This is a genomic window from Lysobacter sp. CC-YZS074 (assembly GCF_056739745.1).
In genome coordinates this window covers 3,011,529-3,031,134 of the sequence record NZ_CP200301.1, presented here as the reverse complement: position 1 = coordinate 3,031,134, position 19,606 = coordinate 3,011,529, and the positions used below count along the sequence as shown (strand labels likewise).

Annotated in this window: 17 protein-coding genes; 9 read left to right on the top strand and 8 right to left on the bottom strand. The window is 71.2% G+C overall.

Annotation, left to right across the window (positions count from 1 at the left end):
* Positions 1-133: 133 nt before the first annotated feature.
* The gene (locus U8331_RS13755; RefSeq protein WP_481133002.1) at positions 134-2,059 is read right to left on the bottom strand and encodes a lytic transglycosylase domain-containing protein; all 1,926 of its coding nucleotides are present in this window, start codon (positions 2,057-2,059) and stop codon (positions 134-136) included.
* 350 nt (positions 2,060-2,409) lie between these two features.
* Here U8331_RS13755 and U8331_RS13750 point away from each other — a divergent pair, with 350 nt between their 5' ends.
* Together U8331_RS13750 and U8331_RS13745 are read left to right on the top strand one after the other, a co-directional pair.
* Complete coding sequence (locus U8331_RS13750; protein ID WP_481131567.1) at positions 2,410-3,207, top strand: sulfite exporter TauE/SafE family protein; 798 nt, start codon at positions 2,410-2,412, stop codon at positions 3,205-3,207.
* A gap of 118 nt (positions 3,208-3,325) precedes the next feature.
* Complete coding sequence (locus tag U8331_RS13745; protein WP_481131566.1) at positions 3,326-6,265, top strand: TonB-dependent receptor; 2,940 nt, start codon at positions 3,326-3,328, stop codon at positions 6,263-6,265.
* Between the two features lie 183 nt (positions 6,266-6,448).
* Here U8331_RS13745 and U8331_RS13740 read toward each other — a convergent pair whose 3' ends face one another.
* From U8331_RS13740 to U8331_RS13725, 4 genes are all read right to left on the bottom strand, one after another.
* On the bottom strand, positions 6,449-7,186 hold the full coding sequence (locus U8331_RS13740) for an endonuclease/exonuclease/phosphatase family protein (protein ID WP_481133001.1): 738 nt from the start codon (positions 7,184-7,186) through the stop codon (positions 6,449-6,451).
* Positions 7,187-7,269: 83 nt separating this feature from the next.
* Positions 7,270-8,133 carry a thiol:disulfide interchange protein DsbA/DsbL gene (locus U8331_RS13735; RefSeq protein WP_481131565.1) on the bottom strand — a complete coding sequence of 288 codons (864 nt, stop codon included), beginning with the start codon at positions 8,131-8,133 and terminating at the stop codon, positions 7,270-7,272.
* 94 nt (positions 8,134-8,227) lie between these two features.
* Positions 8,228-8,890, bottom strand: coding sequence for a thiol:disulfide interchange protein DsbA/DsbL (locus U8331_RS13730; RefSeq protein WP_481131564.1), 663 nt, complete (start codon positions 8,888-8,890; stop codon positions 8,228-8,230).
* 137 nt (positions 8,891-9,027) lie between these two features.
* A complete protein-coding gene (locus U8331_RS13725; RefSeq protein WP_481131563.1) occupies positions 9,028-9,954 on the bottom strand; it encodes a c-type cytochrome in 927 nt (308 codons plus the stop codon).
* 114 nt (positions 9,955-10,068) lie between these two features.
* Between U8331_RS13725 and yihA the strand changes: the two genes are divergently transcribed.
* The 3 genes from yihA to ppc all read left to right on the top strand — a co-directional run bounded on the left by yihA (position 10,069) and on the right by ppc (position 15,156).
* Positions 10,069-10,674, top strand: a complete 606-nt coding sequence (gene yihA / locus U8331_RS13720) for a ribosome biogenesis GTP-binding protein YihA/YsxC (protein WP_481131562.1) — start codon at positions 10,069-10,071, stop codon at positions 10,672-10,674.
* Between the two features lie 136 nt (positions 10,675-10,810).
* Complete coding sequence (locus U8331_RS13715; RefSeq protein ID WP_481131561.1) at positions 10,811-12,187, top strand: glutamate--cysteine ligase; 1,377 nt, start codon at positions 10,811-10,813, stop codon at positions 12,185-12,187.
* A 212-nt stretch (positions 12,188-12,399) separates the two neighbouring features.
* A complete protein-coding gene (gene ppc / locus U8331_RS13710) occupies positions 12,400-15,156 on the top strand; it encodes a phosphoenolpyruvate carboxylase (RefSeq protein WP_481131560.1) in 2,757 nt (918 codons plus the stop codon).
* A gap of 33 nt (positions 15,157-15,189) precedes the next feature.
* On the opposite strand, the gene U8331_RS13705 is transcribed toward ppc, so the two are convergent.
* Positions 15,190-15,576, bottom strand: coding sequence for a DUF6165 family protein (locus U8331_RS13705; protein ID WP_481131559.1), 387 nt, complete (start codon positions 15,574-15,576; stop codon positions 15,190-15,192).
* A gap of 115 nt (positions 15,577-15,691) precedes the next feature.
* Here U8331_RS13705 and U8331_RS13700 point away from each other — a divergent pair, with 115 nt between their 5' ends.
* Genes U8331_RS13700 through U8331_RS13685 form a run of 4 tightly spaced genes read left to right on the top strand, consistent with a single transcriptional unit; the run spans position 15,692 to position 18,424 of the window.
* The gene (locus U8331_RS13700; protein ID WP_481131558.1) at positions 15,692-15,967 is read left to right on the top strand and encodes a metal/formaldehyde-sensitive transcriptional repressor; all 276 of its coding nucleotides are present in this window, start codon (positions 15,692-15,694) and stop codon (positions 15,965-15,967) included.
* Positions 15,968-15,989: 22 nt separating this feature from the next.
* Positions 15,990-17,099 carry an S-(hydroxymethyl)glutathione dehydrogenase/class III alcohol dehydrogenase gene (locus tag U8331_RS13695; protein WP_481131557.1) on the top strand — a complete coding sequence of 370 codons (1,110 nt, stop codon included), beginning with the start codon at positions 15,990-15,992 and terminating at the stop codon, positions 17,097-17,099.
* A 52-nt stretch (positions 17,100-17,151) separates the two neighbouring features.
* The gene (fghA, locus tag U8331_RS13690; protein ID WP_481131556.1) at positions 17,152-17,982 is read left to right on the top strand and encodes an S-formylglutathione hydrolase; all 831 of its coding nucleotides are present in this window, start codon (positions 17,152-17,154) and stop codon (positions 17,980-17,982) included.
* A 13-nt stretch (positions 17,983-17,995) separates the two neighbouring features.
* Positions 17,996-18,424 carry a pyrimidine dimer DNA glycosylase/endonuclease V gene (locus U8331_RS13685; protein WP_481131555.1) on the top strand — a complete coding sequence of 143 codons (429 nt, stop codon included), beginning with the start codon at positions 17,996-17,998 and terminating at the stop codon, positions 18,422-18,424.
* Positions 18,425-18,454: 30 nt separating this feature from the next.
* On the opposite strand, the gene U8331_RS13680 is transcribed toward U8331_RS13685, so the two are convergent.
* Positions 18,455-19,129 carry a Dph6-related ATP pyrophosphatase gene (locus U8331_RS13680; protein WP_481131554.1) on the bottom strand — a complete coding sequence of 225 codons (675 nt, stop codon included), beginning with the start codon at positions 19,127-19,129 and terminating at the stop codon, positions 18,455-18,457.
* Positions 19,130-19,220: 91 nt separating this feature from the next.
* Entirely contained in the window at positions 19,221-19,565 is a 345-nt protein-coding gene (locus U8331_RS13675) for a hypothetical protein (protein WP_481131553.1), read from the bottom strand.
* Between the last annotated feature and the right edge of the window lie 41 nt (positions 19,566-19,606).

Below are 19,606 nucleotides of genomic sequence, written 5' to 3'. Positions count from 1 at the left end.
TGGGGCTGCGGAGAGCCGGCCATGGATGGCCGGCGTCCCGACTTAAAGACAGGATGTCGTCACGAGGGCGGAGCAGCCCCACCGCCACCCTCGTGCGCGGGCCTCACAACCGCAGCGCACCCTCCCAGACGCATCACTCCGCAACCGGACAAACAAATGTCTTCCGCGGCCCGTCCACCCGTCCTTCCATCCGGTCGGTCAACCGCAACGCGTCGCCATCCAGCAACCAGTCGTAGATCACGCTGAACGCCAGCACCCGCGCCACGTAATCCCGCGTCTCCGCGTACGTGATCGTCTCGATCCAGAAATCCGCATCCATCCCCGGCCGGTCGTTCTGCCACCGCCGCAACGGCGACGGCCCCGCGTTGTACCCCGCGATCGCGAAATACGGCTTGCCTCCGTACTCGTCCAGCATCTGCCGCAGATACGCCGTGCCCAGCACGATGTTGGTGTCCGCGTCGTACAGGCTCTCGCCACCGCTCCAGGGCTGTCCGATCCGTCGTGCCACCGCCGCACCGGTCGAGGGCAACACCTGCATCAACCCGCGCGCATCCGCGCCCGAACGCGCCTGCGGATTGAAGATGCTCTCGGCCCGGATCTCCGCCGCCACCCACGCCGGGTCGATCCGGTTGCGCGCCGCCTCGCGGCGGATCGTCTCGTCGTGGTGCAGCTGGAACCGCAGCGTGTAGTAACTGCGCTCGTCCGCCTCCAACCCGAACACACCGCGGTCGAACCAGCCATTGACCTGCGCCACCTCCACCGCGATGCGCCGCTGGCGGTCGTCGAACCGCTCCAGCGCATCGCGCCACTCGGCCGCCGCCCAGCCGTAGCGCTCCAGCCGCGCCAGCCCGATCGCGCGCTGCAACGCGGGATCGCTGGCGACCGCGGCCTTCGCCGCGCCGTCGGCATCCACCTGTTGCGGGCACAGCGCGTACGGCTGGCCGAGCCGGTCGGCGGCGAGGAAACCGTGGAACTCCGGCTCGCGCGCCGCCGCGGCGTAGCGCGCCTGGGCGGTCGCCGCATCGCCGGTCAGCTCCGCCAGCCGGCCCTCGAAGTACTCGTAGGTCGAATCGCTGCGCTGCTTGTCACTCATCCGCCGGATCGCCGCCAGCGCCGCCGGCCAGTCCGAACGCGCCATCGCCTCGCGCACCTGCCACTCGTGCAGCCGCTCGTCATAGCTGGCGTCCGGCACCGCGGCGAGCCGGCGTTCGGACTCCGGCAGCAGCGAGGCCGCGGTCCACAGCGCGATCATGTACAGCGCGCGACCGCGGTCGGCCTCGGTGAACGCCAGCGCGGTGGCGTACCGCGGCAACAGCGCCTCGGCCCGGTCGGGATCGCTCTTGCCGAGTTTCGCCAGCCCGTGCGAGGCGACCAGCCGGCTGCGCGCGGTCTTTGGCCATTGCAGCGCGCGCTCGTGGGGCGCGTCGATGAAAGCAGCGTAATCCCCGGCCAGTGTCCGCTGGTCCGCCGGCAACCCGCGGGCGATCGAACGCATGACGCCGGGTTGCCACGCCGCCGCGGCTTCGTCGAAGCGCTGCCAGCGCATCGCGTCGGTCAGCCCGCCACGTTCGGCCAGTGCGGCGAACACCGGGTCGCAGTCGTCCGGCAGCGACTTGCCCTCGCTGCCGTTCCATATCGCCTGGGCGTCGGTGGTCCATTGCGCATCGGCGCGGCCGAGGTCGAGTTGCGCCTCGAGCTTCGCGCAGCGCAGCTTGGTCGAGTCGACCTCGTCGCTCCAGGCCGCGAGGAACGCGGCATCGTCGTCGCGCCGCGCGCTGGCGGCGAGCCACAGCTCGCGGAAGGCCCCGGCGACCGCGTCGCCACGGTAACGCTGCAGGAAATCGGACGCGCGGTCGGCGCCAACGCTGTCGATATTGCGGCGCAGGCTGGCGTACTCCACCCATCGATACAGCGGGTGGTCGGCGAGGTCACCGTAACGGGCGGCGTCGAACGCGCCGCGTTCGGCCGCGGTGATGGCCGCGCCGACCTGCACCAGGCGCGGGTCGACCTGCGGCGCGACCGGCGTCCCGGGCGCCGGTGCGGCGACCGGCGTGGCCATGGGCTGTACCGCCGCGGGTTCGGCCGGCGGAACGGGGTTGGACTGGGCGCAGGCGGCCGTCGCGAACGACGTGGCCAGCGCGGCGAGGACGAGGGGGAGGGGGCGCGGGTGCATCGTGGAAAGATAGCCGGCGCCGGGTGAACGGTTCAGCGCCTGGCATTCACGTCGCCGTCGTGCCGGACTAACGCGCAGGGACCCCGGCGGGACCGGCCCGGCCGGCACCGCTAAGCTGTCGCACGCCTGCCGCGCGCCTCCGCATCGCGCGGGTCCGGCGGGCATTCCCGTTCCGTTGTCCGATCGACCGGTCGTCGCCTCGCCGCCGGTGGTCGCCCGTCCTGAGAGGAGTCCCGATGTCGATTGCCTGGTTGCTGTTTCCCCTGCTGGGCGTGGTCGCCGGCGTGCTGGCCGGTCTGCTGGGCGTCGGCGGCGGACTGGTGCTGGTGGCGGCGCTGGCATGGCTGCTGCCGCTGCTGGGGATCCCGGTCGAGGCGGCGATGCACGCGGCCCTGGCCAGCTCGCTGGCGAGCATCGTGTTGACCGCGGCGGCGTCCGCCCGCGCCCACGCGCGCCGCGGCAGCGTGTTGTGGCCGACGGTGGCGTGGATGGTGCCGGGCCTGTTGCTGGGCGGCTGGCTCGGCAGCGGCGTGGCGGTGCGGGTCGACGACGACGTGCTGCGGTACGTGGTCGCCGGGTACTGCCTGCTGGCGGCGGCGCAGTTGCATTTCGGGCGGACGCGGGTCGGGGCCGGCGAGGCGGTGGTGCCGCGTGGCCTGCCGATGACCGGCGCCGGCGTCGGCATCGGCGCGCTGTCGGCGGTGGTCGGCATCGGCGGCGGCAGCATGACCGTGCCGCTGCTGGTCTGGCGCGGGGTCGCGCCGGTGCGGGCGGTCGGTACATCGTCGGCCTGCGGGGTCGCGATCGGCCTGGCCAGCGCGCTGGGGTATGCCCTGCATGCCCCCGAAGGCGCCCTGCCGCAGCACGCGGTCGGCTACGTGTACCTGCCGGCCGCCGTCGGGGTGGCGATCGCCTCCGTGCTGGCGGCACCGTTCGGTACGCGCCTGGCCCACCGGCTGCACGGGGACGTGCTCAAGCGGGTGTTCGCCTTCTTCCTGGTCGCCGTGGGGCTGAGTCTGCTGCTGGGCGGGTGAGCGGCAGGGAGGGTGCACTTTGCCGGTTGTGGCGGGATGACGAATTGTTTACAACCAGCAGACGCCGCAAACAGGGGTGCGGCGCCCTTGATCGTTTTTTCTACGGAGAGAGAAGTCGATGAACGCACCCCGTCGCCACCGCCTGGCGAAAGCCGTCTCGTTGTGCCTGATCGCCGCCGCCCCGGGATGGGCCGTCGCGCAGGACGCCGAGCCCGGCGCCACCACTCTGGACACCGTGCAGGTCACCGGTACCCGCATCAAGAAGGCCGAGATCGAGGGCCAGGTGCCGGTGCAGACCCTCAGCCGCGAGGACATCGAGCGCACCGGGCTGACCTCGGTCGGTGACATCCTGCAGGAGCTCACCGGCGCCGGCTCGGCGCTCAACACCAAGTTCAACTCCTCGGGCAACTTCGGCTTCTCGCCCAACGGCGACGGCGTCGGCGCCGGCTCGGCGCAGGTCGACCTGCGCCACCTCGGCGCCAAGCGGGTGCTGGTGCTGGTCGACGGCATGCGCTGGGTCAACGAGTCGTCGGCGTCGGGCGTGGGCGCGACCACCGACCTCAACACCATCCCGCTGGCGATCGTCGAGCGCATCGACGTGCTGGAGGACGGCGCCTCGTCGCTGTACGGCTCCGACGCGATCGCCGGCGTGGTCAACATCATCACCCGGCGCAACTTCGAGGGCGGCCAGGTCAGCGTCAACGTCGGCCAGTACGGCGAGGGCGACGGCACCAGCACCGGCGTCGACCTTGCCTGGGGCATGAACACCGACCGCAGCAACCTGTTCATCGGCGCCAGCTACATCGAGCAGGACGAGATCCTCGCCAACACGCGCGAGCAGGCGAGCGTGCCCATCCCGGGTACCGGGGTGGCGTTCGGCAGCTCCGGCACGCCGCAGGGTCGCTTCATCTTCATCGACCCCGATACCGGTGCCGCGCTCGACCTGACCCCCAACGACGGCGCCACCGATCCCTTCTACGACCCGGGCCAAACCGGCTGCGAGCGCACCGACGACTACCACTGCTTCGGCACGCCGGACCGCTTCAACTTCGCCCAGTACAACATGCTGCTGACGCCGTCCAAGCGCATGGGGCTGTTCGGCCAGTACCGCTTCTACTTCAACGACACCGTCCACGCCTACGCCAAGGCGCTGGTCAACCGCCGCGAGTCGGTCAACCAGGCCGCGCCGGAACCGATCTTCCTCGGCGCCGACGCCGGTACCGGCAACCCGATCTCCGACGGCATGTTCATCTCGGCCGACAACCCGTACAACCCGTTCGGCTTCGACCTGGTCTCGGTCGACGACCCGGCCACCCCGGAGAACGAGCTCAACTTCATCATGCTCGGCCGGCGCCCGGTCGAAGGCGGCGCGCGCGTGTTCGAGCAGGTGGTCGACACGCAGTACTTCGGCGCCGGGCTGGAGGGCAGCTTCGACGCCGCCGACCGCACCTGGTTCTGGGACGTCAACGTCGCCGCCAGCCACAACGAGGCCGAGCAGACCAACTACGGCAGCTACGACATCCGCAACATCGCGCTCGCGCTGGGTGATCCGGACGCCTGCGCCGAGGTGGCGGGCTGCGTGCCGCTGAACCTGTTCGGCGGCGTCGGCACCATCACTCCGGAAATGCTCGCCTTCATCCAGCCGGTCGTGCACGACCGCAGCGAGCAGGATCTGGCGCAGTTCACCGCCAACGTGTCCGGCGACCTGTTCGACCTGTGGGCCGGACCGCTGTCGGCCGCGGCCGGCGTGGAGCATCGTCGCTATGAAGGTTCCTACACCCCCGACCCGCTGACCGTCGCCGGCTTCTACAACGGCGTGCCGTCGCTGCCGACCTCGGGCGAGTACGACGTCAGCGAGGCCTACGTCGAACTCAACGTGCCGCTGATCACCGAAGGCGCATTCGGCAAGAGCCTGGACCTGAGCCTGGCCGGGCGCTACTCGGACTACTCCACCTTCGGCAGCCAGTTCACCCCGAAGTACGGCCTGCGCTGGCAGGTCGCCGACGAGCTGCTGGTGCGTGCGACCTACTCCGAAGGCTTCCGTGCGCCGTCGATCGGCGAGCTGTACGGCTCGCCCAGCCGCGCCGACCTGCAGATCGACGACCCCTGCCTTGTGGGCACCGACGGCAGCCCGGCCACCGGCGACCCCGGCAACTGCGCCGCGCTCGGCGTCCCGCCCGGTACCGAGCAGACCAATTCGCAGATCTCCGTCACCACCGGCGGCAACGAGGATCTGGACCCCGAGACCGCGCGCAGCTTCACCGCCGGATTCGTGTTCAGCCCGTCGTTTGCCAGCGGCACGGCGTGGTCCGACCGGCTCGACCTGGAAGTCACCTACTACCGCCACAGCATCGAGGGCGCGGTGCAGGCGATCGACGCCCAGACCCAGCTCGACCTGTGCGTGGAGACCCTGGATCCGCTGTACTGCGACGGCATCACCCGGTCGCCGGTCGGCGGCATCAACGCCTTCAACAACCGCCTGACCAACCTGGGCTCGATCAAGACCGACGGCTGGGACGCCGACCTGTTCTGGACCCTGCCGGAATCCGACGCCGGGCAGTTCAAGGTGATCTGGCAGAACACCTTCGTGACCCGCTACGAGGCGGTCGGCGCCGCGGGCCAGGTGCAGCCGCGCCGGATCGGCATCGAAGTCAACGACAGCGCGATCCCGGACTGGACCTCCACCGCCACGCTCGACTGGCGCCGCGGTCCGTGGAACGCCTCGTGGAGCGTGCGCCACATCAGCGAACTGACCGAGGACTGCGGCGACGCGGCATCGTTCCCGGTCTGCAGCGACGGAGCGGTGGTAGGGCAGGACGACGATGGCAACGATATCTGGGCCGGCACCAACACGCTCGAAGCGATGACCTATCACGACCTGCAGGTCGGCTACCGGTTCGACATCCTCAAGAGCCTGCAGCTCACCGCGGGCGTCAACAACGTGCTCGACGACGACCCGCCGATCTGCCTGTCGTGCTCGCTCAACGGCTACGACGCCTCGACCTATGACATCCCCGGCGGGCGGTATTTCTACCTGCGCGCCGACCTGCGGTTCTGATCGGGAAGCGGAAAGGAAACGGCCGGTGCAACCACCGGCCGGCTTCCTTTCGTCAGCGCATGTCGGTGCGCCCGTAGGAGCGGCTTCAGCCGCGATCGTGGAGTCGGCGCGGGCGGACCATCATCCAATCGCGGCTGAAGCCGCTCCTACAACGCCCGGAATACGCCACAGGCCATCGAGCGCCTACCGCAACGCCTGCTCCGGCACGTCCAGCTCCAGCGACAGCGCGAGGTGGTCCGACATCGCCGCGGGCATCGCGCAGGCGTCCGAGCAGGCCAGGCCATCGCTGATCAGGATGTGGTCGATCGCGCGCTGCGGGCGCCAGCTCGGGAAGGTCGGCACCACGCACGCGGGCGGCTGCAGGCGGGTGGTGCGGAACAGCACCTGCATCTCCGGTCGCTCGATCGGGCAGTTGAAGTCGCCCATCAGTACCGCATGCGGATGGTCGTGCAGCAGTTCGGCGATGAATCCCAGTTGCGAAGCGCGCGAGGCGGCGCCGAGCGAGAGGTGCGCGACCGCGACCACCAGCCCTTCGTCGCCGTCCCCGAAGCGCGCCATCAGCACGCCGCGGCCGCTGATCCGGCCCGGCAGCGAATGGTCGATCACCTCGCGCGGCTCGAGCTTGCTGAGCAGTCCGTTGGCGCTGGAGGCGACCCCGCCGACGCGGCGGTTGGGCTGGTGGCTCCAGTAGTCGAAGCCGCCGCGCTGGGCGAGGTAGTGGGTCTGGTTGGTGAACCCCGAGCGCAGGCTGCCGGGGTCGCTCTCGTTGAGCCCGACGATGTCGTACCGGCCGGCGAGCTGGGCGATCAGGTCGAGGCTGCCACGCTTGTTGCCGGCCGGCAGCACGTGCGACCAGCTGCGGGCGACGTAGTCGTGGTAGCCGCGGGTGCTGGAGCCGGCCTGGATGTTCGCGCTGAGCAGGCGGAGCCGGCGCGTGCCCCCGGTCGGGGGCACGGCGGGGTCGTGCGGGTCACTGCCGGTGCTGGCCATACCCGCCGCGGTACTCAGTCCGCGCTGCCGTCGGCGGCCGCGGCATCGGCGGCGGGTGCATCGGTGGCGGCCGGTGCCGCTGCGGCGGTGCCTCCGCGCTCCATCGCGATCAGGTGCTCGGCGATGCGCAGGTTGTCCTCGTGGCTGTTGCCGGTGATGCGGTACTTGCCGTCGACGATCAGCACCGGAGTGGAGTCGACCCCGCTGCGCTGCAGGAACTGGCGCGCCTGGTTCATCCGCGCGTTGACCGCGAAGCTCGACATGGTGCTGGCGAACTGGGCCGGATCGACGCCGTACTGGGCGTAGAACTGCCCGAGCTGCTCGGCGGTCGGCAGCGGCTGCACCGGCAGGCTGCGGTCGACATGGACGGCGCGGAACATCGCGTCATGGCTCTGCTCGGCCACGCCCAGCGCCTGCGCGGCGTAGAACGCCTTGGCGTACGGCTCCCAGTAGCCACCGAACGGCGCGGCGACCGGGACGAAGTCGACGTCGGCCGGGAGCTTGGCGGCCCAGCCGCTCACCAGCGGCTCGAAGCTGGCGCAGTGGGGGCAGGTGTAGCCGAACACCTCGACCACCTCGATGTTGCCGGTGCCGGGGCGGAACGGCGTGCCGCCCGGAATCTCGACGTAATCGGTGCCGGCCACCGGGGCGGGGCCGGTCGGCGGGACGATCGGACCCGGCGTGCGCGCCGGGGCCTCGGCAGCGGCGCTGGCGGCGGCCGGCGCGCCGGCAGGCGTCGCGGTCGCGGCGGTGCCGGCCGGGGCGGTCTGGGCGGCCGGGGTGGTCGGGCCCGGGGCGTCCTGCGAGCAGGCGGCGAGGGCAAGGGCGGCCGCGAAGGTCAGGCCGAGGCGGTGCAGCAGGGCCGGGCGGAAGGTCATGGTGGATCTCCGGAGCGGGAAAGAAGCGGATGGGTTGGCCGCGAACGGGCCAAGGATACCGATCGGGGTGGTGGGCCGGGTGACGCCGGCGGCGTCAGCGGGACGGGCGGCGCGCCCGTTCGCGGGCGACCAGCGCGTCGGCGATGCGCAGGCGATCGGCGAAGCTGTCGCCGAGGACGCGATAGCGGCCCGCCACGATCAGCGTCGGCGTGCCCTCGACGCCGCTGCGGCGGATGAAGTCATGGGCGCGGCCCAGCCGGGCATCGGTGTCCGCGCTGGCCATGGCCGCCGCAAACTGCTCCGGATCGGCACCGTAGCCGGCGTAGAACCCGGCGATCTCGGCCGGCGTGGCACGCATGACCGGCAGGCTCCGCTTCTCGTGCAGCGCGCGGAACACGTCGGCATGGGTGCGCTCGACCAGCTCCAGCGACTGCGCGGCATAGAAGGCGCGCGCATACGGAATCCAGTAACCGCCGAACGGCGCGGGCACGAGCACGAACGAGACATCCGCCGGCAGCTTCGCCGCCCAGGCGCTGACCAGCGGCTCGAAGTGCGCGCAGTGCGAGCAGGTGTAGCCGAACACCTCGACCACCTCGATCTGCCCCGGGGCACTGCCGAACGGCTCGCCGCCGGGAATCTCGATGTAGTCCACGCCGGCGACCGGCTCGCCCGCCGGCGCGGCCGCCCGCGCGGGAACAATGGCGAGGACCAGCGACAGCAGGGACAGCAGGGCCACGCGCGACAGCAACGACATCATCAGGAATCCCTCGGTGATGGCGGGCCGAAACGGTAACTCGGGCCCGGAAACAAAAACGCCGACCGTGGGGACACGGCCGGCGCAATGAACAACAGGAGTATGCGGTGGGACCGGCGGCGGTGCCGGAAGTTCCGCCATCAACCCCGGGTCGGTTCGGCCACGGCTCCGGCTTCGGGCTCGACCGGTTCGGCCGCCTCGCTGCCGGTCCCGGCCGATCCGGCGGCCGGAGCCTCCGCCGGCGCCGCGGCGGGCGCCGCCACCGGGCTGGCCGCCGGCGCCACGGCGGCGACCGGGGCATTGGCCGCGGCCACGTCGTTGGCGCGCGGGTGCAGGCCCTGCAGGTAGCTCGACAGCGCACCGATTTCCTCGTCGGTGAGCTCGCTGGCGATCGTCGCCATCACGTTGAACAGGCGCGGATCGTTGCGGGTGGTGTCGCCCGCGCGGTACTCCTCGAGCCGGCGCTGGGTGTAGACCGCCTGCTGGCCGGCCACGTGCGGATAGGCCGGGCCCGGGTTGCCGAGGCCGTCGGGGCCGTGGCACGCCATGCACGCGGGGATGCCGCGCTCGGCGTCGCCCGACAGGAACAGCTGCTCGCCGATCTCGAAGAACTTCATGCCCGCGTACGGACCGGTGGCCACCACGGTGTCGTCGGCCACGCCGGCGCCGGAGGTCTGGGTGGCGTAGTAGGCGCCGACGTCACGGGCGTCCTGCGGGCTCAGCATGTCGGCGAACGGCTTCATCACCGCGGCCATGCCGCTGTTGCGCTCGCCGCTCTTGAACAGGGCGATCTGCTGGGCGATGTAGCGCTCGCTCTGGCCGGCCAGGCGCGGGTACTGCGCATCGGTCGGGTTGCCGTCCAGGCCGTGGCAGGCCGCGCAGGTGCCGGCGAGGGTGGCGCCCTTCTGCGGGTCGCCCCAGGTCGTCTGCTCGACGGTATCGCTCAGCGGTGCGGTCTCGATCGGCGGGCTGTCGGGGATCGGGGTGACCGTGGTCTGGGCGTAGGCGACGGCGGCTGCCGCGAGGGCAGACAGGCCGACGATGCCGAGGACGCGGGCGTGGCTCATTGGGCTGGGCTCCGGGAAAAGCTGGAATGACGGCCATGAAAACGGGCGTCGGAACCGAGGAATTATCGTCGCCGCGGCTAACGGGGTCAACGCGAGCCATGCGATCCTAGGCGCATGGCCAATCCCCTTGCCCGCGCCCAGTACATGCTGGCGGCGCACAATCCCCGCCAGCTGCCGCCCGACGGCGGTTTCGAGGTCGCCTTCGCTGGCCGTTCCAACGCCGGCAAATCCAGCGCACTGAACGCGATCTGCCAGCAGAACGCGCTGGCCCGGGTATCCAAGACCCCCGGACGGACCCAGCAGCTGGTGTTTTTCGACATCCCGCCGACCACCGACCGCTTCCTGGTCGACCTGCCCGGCTACGGCTACGCCAAGGTGCCCAAGGACCTGCAGGCGCACTGGCAGGCATTCATCGATGGCTATTTCCGCACCCGCGAGGCGCTCAAGGGCCTGGTGGTGGTGATGGACATCCGTCATCCGCTGAAGGACTACGACCGCCAGATGCTCGGTTACGCGGTCAGCCGCGGGCTGCCGGCGCACGCCATCCTGACCAAGGCCGACAAGCTCGGCCGGGGTGCGCAGGGCAATGCGCTGCTGGCGGTGCGCAAGGAGATGAAGGCCGAGTACGGCGACGCGGTCAGCGTGCAGCTGTTCTCCGGCGAGTCCAAGCAGGGCGTGGACGAGGCGCGCGCGGTGATCGGCGGCTGGCTGGAGCTGTAGGCCGCGACCATCCCGCCTGCGGGCTGCAGCGTTGCGGGAGACGACGTTTCCCGCACACCCGCGCTCGCTACACTGCGGCGTGCCGGCGATGGCGGGAGTACCCGTCCGTCGCCGCTTCCCGTTCGATGAGGTGTACGTGTCCGGTCCCAGCCAGGTCAAGGATGTTCCGATCGAGTCCGGTCCCGCCGGTCGCGCCCAGTTGCTCGAGTACCTGGTGTGCGGCGCGCGCCTGCGCGATGACTGGAGGATCGGCACCGAGCACGAGAAGTTCGGCTTCCGCACCGACGACCTGCGTCCGCCCGCGTTCGATGGCGAGCGCGGCATCGAGGCGCTGCTGAAGGGGCTGGTGCGGTTCGGCTGGGCGCCGGTCGAGGAGCACGGGCGCGTGATCGCGCTGACCCGAGACGGTGCGTCGGTCTCGCTCGAGCCGGCCGGACAGCTCGAACTGTCGGGCGCTCCGCTGGAGACCCTGCACGAGACCTGCCGCGAGGCGGCCAGCCACCTGCGCGAGGTGCGCGCCGTGGCCGAGCCGCTCGGGCTGGGCTTCCTCGGCATGGGATTCCAGCCCAAGTGGCGACGCGACGAGATGCCGTGGATGCCCAAGGGCCGCTACCGGATCATGCGCGAGTACATGCCCAAAGTCGGCGACCTCGGGCTGGACATGATGACCCGCACCTCGACCGTGCAGGTCAACCTCGATGTATCGGGCGAGGCCGACATGGTGAAGAAGTTCCGCGTCTCGCTCGCGCTGCAGTCGGTCGCCACCGCGCTGTTCGCCGACTCGCCGTTCACCGAGGGGCGGCCCAACGGCTACCTGTCGTACCGCTCGCACATCTGGACCGACACCGACGCCGGCCGCACCGGGCTGCTCGACTTCGTGTTCGAGGACGGCTTCGGCTACGAGCGCTACGTCGACTACCTGCTCGACGTGCCGATGTACTTCGTCTACCGGGACGGCCGCTACATCGACGCCTCCGGCCAGTCATTCCGCGATTACCTCGACGGCCGGCTGCCGGCTTTACCCGGCCAGACGCCGACGCTGCAGGACTGGGCCGACCACAGCACCACCGCGTTCCCCGAGGTGCGGCTGAAGAAGTACCTGGAGATGCGCGGCGCCGACTCCGGGCCGTGGAGCCGGATCTGCGCGCTTCCGGCGTTCTGGACCGGGCTGCTGTACGACGATGCCGCCCTCGATGCCGCCTGGGACCTGGTGCGCGACTTCAGCCTCGGGGAGATCCACGCGCTGCGCGACGGCGTGCCACGGCAGGCGTTCAAGCTGCCGTTCCGGAAGGGCACCGTGCTCGACCTCGCGCGCCGCGCCCTGCAGATCGCGGCCGGCGGCCTGGCGCGCCGCGCCCGCCTCAACGAGAACGGCAGTGACGAGACCCTCTTCCTCGGCCCGCTGATGGAGCTGGTCGAGGCGGGCGTCACCCCTGCCGAACGCAAGCTGGAGCTGTTCCACGGGCCGTGGGGCGGGAGCGTCGACCCGGTGTTCAAGGAATTCGCCTACTAGTCCGTACGCACGGGTGTCTGTAGGAGCGACGTAAGTCGCGACCTGTACATCGCCGGATGAAAGCCCCGACCCATCGGCTGCAACGCCGCTCCCCCGGGGTGGCTCCGGGTCACTCCACAACCGGCGGGTGACGCCGTGCCTTCCAGGTTCGGCGGGTCGCGACTCACGTCGCTCCTACGGTCATCAACGCCCCCTGCGTTACCGTGGGCGGCATGACGAGCCCACGCGAAAACATCCCCGATCCCGCCGAGGAACCCCTGCGCACCGTCGAGTTCGGTGCGACCGACACGCTGCTGCGCGAAGACGTGAAGACCCTCGGCGCGCTGGTCGGCGGCATCCTCGCCGAGCAGCGCGGCGATGCCTTCCTGCAGCAGGTCGAACGCGTGCGCCGCGCGGCGATCACCCGGCGCGAAGCCGATGCCCCGGTGGCGGAACTGGCCGAGGCGCTGGCCGGTACCGGCCTCCCCGCGGCCAGCGATCTGGTGCGCGCGTTCTCGACCTACTTCCAGGCCGTCAACCTGGCCGAGCGGGTGCACCGCATCCGCCGCCGCCGCGACCACGAGCGCGCCGGCGACGGTGCCCAGCCCGGTGGCCTGCGCGCGGTGATCGGCGAGCTGGTCGCGCAGGGCGTCGGGGCCGACGAACTCGCCGCGCTGCTGCCGCGGCTGCGGATCGAACCGGTGTTCACCGCCCACCCGACCGAGGCGGTGCGCCGGGTGCTGCTGCACAAGGAGCGCCAGATCGTCGCCGCGCTGGTCGAGGACATCGACCGCTCGCGCACGCCGGCCGAACGCCGCGCCGGCCAGGAGCGCATCCGCCTGGCACTGACCGCCAGCTGGCAGACCGCCGAAGCCGCGGTTGCCAAGCCGAGCGTCGGCGACGAGTTCGAGCACGTCGGCTTCTATCTGTCCGAAGTGCTGTACCGGGTGCTGCCGGTGTTCCACGAGGCGTTCGAAGCGGCGCTGCGCGAACACTGCGGCGGCGACTGGACGCTGCCGGACGTGCTCGGCTTCGGCAGCTGGGTCGGCGGCGACATGGACGGCAACCCCAACGTCGGCGCCGACACCATTGCCGCGACCCTTGCCGCGCAACGCCGGATGGTGCTCGACGCCTACCGCCACGACCTCGACGCGCTGGCCGAGCTGTTGAGCCAGTCGACCAGCCGGGTCGCGGTCGACGCCGCGGTGATGGCACGGGTCGACGCCTACCGCGCGCAACTGCCGGACGCCGCCGCCAAGCTGCATCCGCGCCATGCCGACATGCCGTACCGCAACCTGCTGGCGCTGATGACGGCGCGCCTGTGGGCGACCAGCCACGACGAACCGGCGGGCTATCCCGATGCGGCCGCGTTCGAGGCCGACCTCGCCTTGATCGCCGACAGCCTGCGCGCGCACGGTGGCGAGCACGCCGGCGGCTTCGCGGTGCGACGGGTGCAGCGGCGCGCGCGCTGCTTCGGCTTCCACCTCGCCAGCCTCGACCTGCGGCAGGATTCGCGCATGCACGACGTCGCGATCGCGGCGCTGCTTGGCGATGCCGGCTGGGCGGACCGCGATGCCGACGACCGCGCCGCACGCCTGCATGCGCTGATCGCCGATCCGGCCGCGGCGCAGCACACCGGCGACGACACGGCGCGCCGCAGCCTCGACGTCTTCCGCACGGTCGCCGCGCTGCGCCCGCGCTACGGCGAGCGCGTGTTCGGCCCTTACATCATCAGCATGAGCCGTACCGCCGCCGACGCGCTGGCGGTGCTGGCGCTGGCGCGCATCGCCGGCTGCACGGAAGGCGGCGAGGTGCCGCTCGACGTGGCGCCGCTGTTCGAAACCGTCGACGACCTGCAGGCCGCCGAGGCAACCCTGCGGGCGCTGTTCGCCGACCCGCTCTACCGCCGCCACCTGGCGTCCCGCGGCGACCGCCAGGTGGTGATGCTCGGCTACTCCGACAGCGCCAAGGACGGCGGCATCATCGCCTCGCGCTGGGCGCTGCAGCAGACCCAGATCGCGCTGGCGGCACTCGCGCGGGAGAGCGGCATCCGGATCGACTTCTTCCACGGCCGCGGCGGTTCGATCAGCCGCGGCGGCGGCAAGACCGAACGCGCGGTGGTCGCCGCGCCGCGCGGTTCGGTCGATGGCCACCTGCGGCTGACCGAGCAGGGCGAAGTGATCCACCGCAAGTACGGCATCCGCGCGATCGCGTTGCGCAACCTCGAGCAGACCACCGGCGCGGTGCTGCGCGCCAGCCTGCGCCCGCGCCCGCCGGAACCGCGCGAGGGGCGCTGGCGCGACATCGCCGCACGGCTCGCGGCCGACTCGCGCGCGCACTACCGCGCGCTGGTGCACGAGCACCCCGATTTCCCGGCGTACTTCCGCGCTGTGACCCCCATCGACGTGATCGAACGGCTGCGGATCGGCTCGCGCCCGAGCAAGCGCGGCGGCAGCGGCGATGTCGACCAGCTGCGCGCGATCCCGTGGGTGTTCTCGTGGGCGCAGAACCGCTCGGGGATGACCGCGTGGTACGGCGTGGGCACCGCGCTGCAGCACGCGATCGACGCGCACGGCTGCGAGGTGCTGGCCGAAATGGCGCGCGACTGGCCGTTCTTCGGCACCCTCGCCGACGACGTCGAGATGGTGCTGGCCAAGTCCGACCCGGCAATCTTCGAGCGCTATTCGCAGCTGGCCGCCGGCCTGCCCGAAGGCGACCTGCACGCGCGCCTGCACCCGGGCATCGCCGCCGAGTTCGCACGCACCCGCGAGGCGATCCTCGCGATCAAGGACGAGGACGACCTGCTCGCCCGTGACCCGCGCCTGCGCCAGTCGATCCGCCTGCGCAATCCCTACGTCGACCCGATCAGCCTGCTGCAGGTGGACCTGCTGGCGCGCTGGCGGACGGGCAACCGCGAGGACGACGGCCAGTTGCAGGTGCTGATGGCGACCGTCAACGGCATCGCCGCCGGGATCCAGAACACCGGCTGAGGCCCGCCGGGCCTGGACGCTGCCGTGCGCCGGCTAGGCCTGGTACTGCTTTTCCTCGACGAACCGCGAGCCGGCCAGCTGGTTGATGCGGTTCTTGGCCGCGACCCGCTCGCCATTGCGCGCCGCCACCGCCCGCGCGAGTTCGACGAACGCCGCATCGAAGGCCCGCACCGCCTCCTTCGCGCGCAGCGCGTCCTGCACGTCCCACATCCGCTCGTTGGCGTCCTTCAGTTCCGCGTACACCGGCGCGAGGTCCGGCCGGGCCGCCAGTTGCGCCTGCCACAGCGGCAGCAGGCCATCGAGTTCGACCCCGACGTGCTCGAGCTTGGCCGCGTCGCGGATGCGTTCGGACTTGATCTGCAGGATCGAGACCTTGTCGGCGAGCTCGCCGACGGAAACGGGGACGAGGATGGTCTGCATGGCGGCCTCACGCGTGGGGTCGCCATGGTAAGCCCGCCCGCCGGAACCGCAGCGGTGATGACGCCGGCGACGGGTCGTCCTATACTCCCCCCCACTATGAAGCCTGGCGGTGCGCATGCCCCACTCAGCCGAGGAAAAGAAGAAGGTCCTCGCCCGCATCCGTCGCGTCCGCGGGCAGTGCGAGGGGCTGGAGCGCGCGCTCGAGGCCGGCGCCGATTGCGGCCCCGTGCTGCAGCAGATCGCCGCCATCCGCGGCGCGGTCAACGGGCTGATGAGCGAGGTGCTCGAATCGCACCTGCGCGAGCAGTTCGGCCAGCCCGCGGCCGACGCCGACGACCGCCAGGCGCGGGTGGCCGAGATGACCGGCCTCATCCGCTCCTATCTCAAATGATTCCCCTTGCAGGAGTAACACCATGAAGACCCGCGCCGCCGTCGCCTTTGCCCCCGGCCAGCCGCTGCAGATCGTCGAGCTTGACCTCGAGGGGCCGAAGCAAGGCGAGGTGCTGGTGAAGATCACCCACACCGCGCTGTGCCACACCGACGCCTTCACCCTGTCGGGTGAGGACCCGGAAGGCGTGTTCCCGGCGGTGCTCGGCCACGAAGGCGCCGGCATCGTGGTCGAGGTCGGCGAGGGCGTCACCAGCGTCAAGCCCGGCGACCACGTGATCCCGCTGTACACCGCCGAGTGCGGCGAGTGCCTGTTCTGCAAGTCGGGCAAGACCAACCTGTGCGTGGCCGTGCGCGCGACCCAGGGCAAGGGCGTGATGCCCGACGGCACCCCGCGCTTCAGCTACAACGGCGAGCCGGTCTACCACTACATGGGCTGCTCGACCTTCAGCGAGTACACCGTCGTCGCCGAGGTCTCGCTGGCCAAGGTAAACCCGGAAGCCAACCCGGAGCACACCTGCCTGCTCGGCTGCGGGGTGACCACCGGCATCGGCGCGGTGCACAACACCGCGAAGGTGGCCGAGGGCGACACGGTCGCGGTGTTTGGCCTCGGCGCCATTGGCCTGGCGGTGATCCAGGGCGCGAAGCAGGCGAAGGCCGGCAGGATCATCGCGATCGACACCAACCCCGACAAGTTCGCGCTGGCGAAGGAGATGGGCGCGACCGACTGCGTCAACCCGAAGGACTTCGACAAGCCGATCCAGCAGGTCGTCGTGGAAATGACCGGCTGGGGCGTCGACCACAGCTTCGAGTGCATCGGCAATGTCGAGGTGATGCGCGCGGCGCTGGAGTGCGCCCACCGTGGCTGGGGCCAGAGCGTGATCATCGGCGTCGCCGGCGCCGGCAAGGAGATCGGCACCCGGCCGTTCCAGCTGGTCACCGGGCGCAAGTGGATGGGCACCGCGTTCGGCGGGGTGAAGGGCCGCAGCCAGCTGCCCGGCATGGTCGAGGACGCGATGCGTGGCGACATCGATCTTGCGCCCTTCGTGACCCACACGCTGCCGCTGGAGCGCATCAACGAAGCCTTCGACCTGATGCACGAGGGCAAGTCGATCCGCGCGGTCATCCACTACTGAGCCGTCACCGGCCGCCGTCGACACTCGGACACGACCGGACATGGAGACACCCATGCAACGCATCGAACAGCACGCCTGCTTCGGCGGCACCCAGGAAGTCTGGCAGCACCCGTCGAGCACGCTCGGCTGCCAGATGCGCTTCGGCGTCTACCTGCCGCCGCAGGCCGCGCAGGGGCCCTGCCCGGTGCTGTACTGGCTGTCGGGGCTGACCTGCAACGAGCAGAACTTCATCACCAAGGCCGGCGCCCAGCGCTACGCGGCCGAGCACGGTCTGGTGCTGGTCGCGCCCGACACCAGCCCGCGCGGCGACGAGGTGCCCGACCAGGAAGGCGCGTGGGACCTCGGCCTCGGCGCCGGGTTCTACCTCAACGCCACCCGTGAGCCGTGGTCGAAGCACTACCGCATGCACGACTACGTGGTCGATGAACTGCCGGCGCTGGTCGACGCGCACTTCCCCACCACCACCGCGCGCGCGATCAGCGGCCACTCGATGGGCGGCCACGGCGCGCTGGTGATCGTCCTGCGCAATCCGGGCCGCTACCGCAGCGTTTCGGCGTTCTCGCCGATCGTCGCCCCGAGCCGGGTGCCGTGGGGCCAGCAGGCATTCGACGCCTACCTCGGCGAGGACCAGAAAACGTGGAAGCAGTGGGACGCCTGCGAACTGCTGCGCGACGCGAAGGAGCGCCTGCCGCTGCTGGTCGATCAGGGTGACGCCGACGAGTTCCTGCAGCGCGAACTGCGGCCGGAGCTGCTGCGCGACGCCTGCGCCGCGGCCGGCCATCCGCTGACCCTGCGCATGCAGCCTGGCTACGACCACAGCTACTACTTCATCGCCAGCTTCATCGGCGACCACATCGCCCACCACGCCGCCGCCCTGAAATAGCAGCAGCATCGCGATGCGCCTGTGGAGCCTGCACCCGCGTCATCTGGATGCCAAGGGACTGGTGGCGCTGTGGCGCGAAGGGCTGCTCGCGCGCAAGGTGCTGCACGGCTGCACCCGCGGCTACACCCGCCATCCGCAGCTCGACCGCTTCCGCGCGCACGCGCAGCCGCAGGCCGCGATCGACGCCTACCTGTCTGCCGTCTGCGACGAGGCCGATGCGCGCGGCTATGCCTTCGCCCGCGACAAGCTCGGCCCGCTGCAGGCGGTCGATCCGATCGCCGTCAACAGCGGCCAGCTCGAGTACGAATGGCGGCACCTGCTGGCCAAGCTCGGGCACCGCAGCCCGGTGCTGTTCGAGCGTTGGAGCGGGATCGATTCGCCCGACTGCCATCCGCTGTTCCGGCCGCGACCGGGGTCGGTGGAACCGTGGGAACGGCTGTAACGCGGCGGGCGGCGGCGCCGGTCCCGGAGGTCAGCGCGCCAGCGCGAAGTCGGTGAAGGCGAAGCGGCGGTCGCGCAGTACGGTTTCGCCGCGCTCCAGCCGCAGCGGCACGGCGAACATCGGGCCGTCGTGCACCAGCGTGTGGAACTCGCCGTCCTCGCCGCAGGGGTCGCAACCGGCGGGCAGCTCGTCCAGCAGCGCGGTATCGAAATCGCGGCCGCTGAAGCCGGCGTCGAGCTGCTCGGTGTCGACGCAGCACAGCGTCGTGCGCAGGCCGGCGGCGATCATGTCGCGCGCGAGCGTGGCGGTGTCGCTGCCGAACAGCGGGGTCTCGATGTGCCAGCCGTGGCGCGCGAGCAGCGCCTCGCGCCAGGCGCGCACGTCGGCCAGCCGCAGGTCGCCGAACGCGATCGTATCGAGCCCGGGCCAACGCTCGCGTGCCTCGGCCAGCGCCGCCGCGAACGCAGCCTCGTAGGTGGCGTTGTCGCAGCGCGAGGGAATGGTCGACTCGACCAGCGGCAGCCCGGTGGCCGCCGCCTGCGCGTGCAGCACCTCGCGCCGGATGCCGTGCATGGCGATGCGGTCGTAGTCGGCGGTGACGGTGGTGAGCAAGCCGAGGACGCGCACGTCGTCGCGCTGGCGCAGGGTGTGCAGGGTCCACGCGGCGTCCTTGCCGCCGCTCCATGCGAGCAGGATGTTCTTCATGCCGGCATTGTGCCGGCGACCGACCGGCACGGCACGTCTTCCACGCCGCATGCGCCCGCCGTAGGAGCGACGTAAGTCGCGACTGCCGGCCTCAGGCCGCGGTCACGTCGCGCAGTTCCCACGCGCTGCCGGCCAGCAGGCGCAGGCGCTGCTTGAGCACGGTGCCGGGGATGGTCGAGGTCACCACCAGGTCGATGTGCAGGTCGTCCTGTTCGCCGTGGACCGTTGCCGCCGGATCGGTCACCCCGAGCGACGGGTCGACCTCGTCCGGCTCGTCCTGCTTCATCCGCCAGCGGTCGAACAGCCGGTCGCTGCGCAGCGCGTCCTGCAATTCGGCAGCGAAGCCGGGGCCGCTTTGCGCGGTGAACGACAGGTCGGGGTCGGCGCCGCGGGCGCGGCTGCCGTCGGGCAGGCTGATGTAGTAGCGGGTGGCCATCGGGGTTCTCCTGGGGACGCCTGCAGTCTGGGCAGCGCCGC

Coding starts and splice junctions, on each gene's coding strand:
- U8331_RS13755 (WP_481133002.1), bottom strand. CDS start 2,059: ATGGCCACGCCGGTCGCCGCACCGGCGCCCGGGACGCCGGTCGCGCCG.
- U8331_RS13750 (WP_481131567.1), top strand. CDS start 2,410: ATGTCGATTGCCTGGTTGCTGTTTCCCCTGCTGGGCGTGGTCGCCGGC.
- U8331_RS13745 (WP_481131566.1), top strand. CDS start 3,326: ATGAACGCACCCCGTCGCCACCGCCTGGCGAAAGCCGTCTCGTTGTGC.
- U8331_RS13735 (WP_481131565.1), bottom strand. CDS start 8,133: ATGACCTTCCGCCCGGCCCTGCTGCACCGCCTCGGCCTGACCTTCGCG.
- U8331_RS13730 (WP_481131564.1), bottom strand. CDS start 8,890: ATGATGTCGTTGCTGTCGCGCGTGGCCCTGCTGTCCCTGCTGTCGCTG.
- U8331_RS13725 (WP_481131563.1), bottom strand. CDS start 9,954: ATGAGCCACGCCCGCGTCCTCGGCATCGTCGGCCTGTCTGCCCTCGCG.
- yihA (WP_481131562.1), top strand. CDS start 10,069: ATGGCCAATCCCCTTGCCCGCGCCCAGTACATGCTGGCGGCGCACAAT.
- ppc (WP_481131560.1), top strand. CDS start 12,400: ATGACGAGCCCACGCGAAAACATCCCCGATCCCGCCGAGGAACCCCTG.
- U8331_RS13705 (WP_481131559.1), bottom strand. CDS start 15,576: ATGCAGACCATCCTCGTCCCCGTTTCCGTCGGCGAGCTCGCCGACAAG.
- U8331_RS13700 (WP_481131558.1), top strand. CDS start 15,692: ATGCCCCACTCAGCCGAGGAAAAGAAGAAGGTCCTCGCCCGCATCCGT.
- U8331_RS13695 (WP_481131557.1), top strand. CDS start 15,990: ATGAAGACCCGCGCCGCCGTCGCCTTTGCCCCCGGCCAGCCGCTGCAG.
- fghA (WP_481131556.1), top strand. CDS start 17,152: ATGCAACGCATCGAACAGCACGCCTGCTTCGGCGGCACCCAGGAAGTC.
- U8331_RS13685 (WP_481131555.1), top strand. CDS start 17,996: ATGCGCCTGTGGAGCCTGCACCCGCGTCATCTGGATGCCAAGGGACTG.
- U8331_RS13680 (WP_481131554.1), bottom strand. CDS start 19,129: ATGAAGAACATCCTGCTCGCATGGAGCGGCGGCAAGGACGCCGCGTGG.
- U8331_RS13675 (WP_481131553.1), bottom strand. CDS start 19,565: ATGGCCACCCGCTACTACATCAGCCTGCCCGACGGCAGCCGCGCCCGC.